General features: G+C 53.8%; 3 protein-coding genes. 2 read left to right on the forward strand and 1 reads right to left on the reverse strand.

The features are described 5' to 3' along the window. The coding region (locus F7B33_RS04860; RefSeq protein ID WP_297073484.1) for an adenosylcobinamide-GDP ribazoletransferase at window positions 1-423 on the forward strand (423 nt) is incomplete at its 5' end. Here F7B33_RS04860 and F7B33_RS04865 read toward each other — a convergent pair. Then, window positions 408-1,430 (reverse strand): MJ1477/TM1410 family putative glycoside hydrolase, encoded by a 1,023-nt coding sequence (locus F7B33_RS04865; RefSeq protein WP_297073486.1) that lies wholly within the window; start codon window positions 1,428-1,430, stop codon window positions 408-410. The genes F7B33_RS04860 and F7B33_RS04865 overlap by 16 nt on opposite strands. A gap of 48 nt (window positions 1,431-1,478) precedes the next feature. On the opposite strand from F7B33_RS04865, the gene F7B33_RS04870 reads away from it, so the two are divergent. Further along, the gene (locus F7B33_RS04870) at window positions 1,479-2,027 is read left to right on the forward strand and encodes an NTP transferase domain-containing protein (RefSeq protein WP_297073489.1); all 549 of its coding nucleotides are present in this window, start codon (window positions 1,479-1,481) and stop codon (window positions 2,025-2,027) included. Window positions 2,028-2,169 lie beyond the last annotated feature (142 nt).

Below are 2,169 nucleotides of genomic sequence, written 5' to 3' on the forward strand. Positions count from 1 at the left end.
ACGGGTATAGCCGGCGTTTTCGCCGTCGTGATGGTTCTCTTCCTCCAGGTTTACTCGCTTCAACTCGTTCCCTTTTATGCTATCTATCTGGCGGAGCTGAACTCCAAGTTTTCACTCCTCCTTGGGTTGGCCACTAAAAAGCCCCTTGGCCGGGGATTGGGAGCGTACTTCATGGAAAAAATGAACGGAAAGCAGTTCACCGTTGGGACGCTTCTCTACCTCCTCCTGTACCTTCCAATAGCGCTCTTCGACCCGCCTGCCCTCTTGGGAATCCTTGGCCTTCTCTTCGGCGCGTACACCATAAGGCTCTCCCTCAGGAACTTCGGCGGGATAAATGGGGACTGCCTTGGAGCCATTGCCGAGATAACGCGGACCGGGACGTTGCTCGTTTTAGCGTTTGTGTGGGTTTATCTTGGCGGCTGAATTCCCGGAATCATTACCAGCTCGTCGAGTTCCCTATCCTCTCTCGCCGCGTAGGGGATGTAGCCACTCTTTCTCGCCTTCTCGGTGAAGTCCCTTATTCTCGCTATGTTCTCCGGACTTTCTGTTCCGTCATCGATGTAGTCAACAACGAGGACGAGCTTTCCGGCTTTGGCAACCTCCTCGAGGAGGGGAAGCTTTTCATCCCGCCACGGACTCGGCCTAAGGCCGTCGTAGAAGACGTCCTCGCTCGCCCATCCCGAGACGACTTTCAAAAGCCGTCCGTCGTCGTATTCTAGAAGTCTCTCCCCGTTCTGGGGGATTACGAGAAAGTCTTCACCTGCTTTCGAGCGCGTGTAGTTTGCTATCTCTATGATGAGGTTAATCATCTCCTTCGCCGTCCAGTTCTCGTCGTGGGCCTTGGCACTCCAGTACTCGAACTCGTCAACCTTGTCGAGGTAAACACCGGAAAAGCCCCGGACAATAATTTTATCAAGGTACGTGAAGACGATTCGCTTCCACTCATCGCTCCAGTACTTCACGGCGAAGTTGCCCTCCCATTCCGGGTTCTCCGGGCCGAGCCATTCCGGAGGGTTCTCCGCCCAGCTCTCGTTCCAGTAAAAGCGGTAGTCCTCGGCCTCTCCTATGCTGAGGTAAGCTACTGGAATCACGCCGGCCTTCTTAATCTCCTCAATCTCTCCCCGTGTATAGGCGGTTTCATCGTTTCCGTCCCGTGAATAGTCCATAACGATTAAATCAAAACCACTCCGGACTATAACGTTTGGACTCGCGTTCTGGAGCCAGTATGCCCAGCTCTCGATTTTGGACAGGCCACTCGAATGGGGTGGTTGAGAAGATAGCCCTTCTAAACTGCTCGACGGTGCGTCAACTCTTGCTGGGGGGATACCGTGAGTCGTTTGGGCATCTTCCCCCCGCCCGTTTCCTAGACATCCAGAGGCCAGAAGAACAAGGGCAAAGAAGATTGCGAGGAGCGCATCAGTGGCCTTCATGAATCCCCTTTGGGAAAGGTTCTTTTAACCCTTGCCCAAGCTCAATCCATGAGCTACCCGGTATTCATCCTCGCCGGCGGAAGGTCAACGCGCATGGGAAAGGAAAAGCCCGTTCTGAAGGTCGGGAGAAAGCCGATGCTCCTTCGGGTCTATGAGGAGGCTTTGGTGATGGGAGAAACAATCGTAGCTCTCTCAAAGAACACACCGAAGGCCAAAGAGCTGTGCCTTAGGGAAGGAGTTCCCTTCGTTGAAACACCTGGAAGGGGTTACGTCGAAGACGTGATGTGGCTCCTCCAGGAGTTCGGACCTTTCGTCAGTGTCTCAGCCGACTTGCCTTTCCTAAAGGCCTCGGATATTAGCTCAATCGCGAAGGCCTTCGACGGGAGGGTAAGCTTAACCGGCGTCCTTCCGCTGGAGAAGGTTCCGCGGGATTTAAAGCCCGTAGCTTACAGGGGCTACGCGATAGTTGGATTGAACGCGGTAGCGCTAGAGGGAGAGCGCTTTTTTGAGCTGAGCAACTCCCTTCTGGCTTTAAACGTGAACACACCGGAAGAGTTAAAGCTCGCTAATAGGATAGCTAAACTGGTGGGAAGATGAGGGAGGAAATCAAGGGCGCCCTTGCCTTCGCCGGTGTTCTAATACTGGGCCTGCTGTTCCTCTTCGGCTTCCTCGTTGTTGCTGTTGTCCTAATCCTCCTTGGCGTCCTCATATTCCTCGGTTTTTACATCTACCTTCGCCT

This window comes from Thermococcus sp. (genome assembly GCF_015523185.1).
GTDB lineage: Archaea > Methanobacteriota_B > Thermococci > Thermococcales > Thermococcaceae > Thermococcus.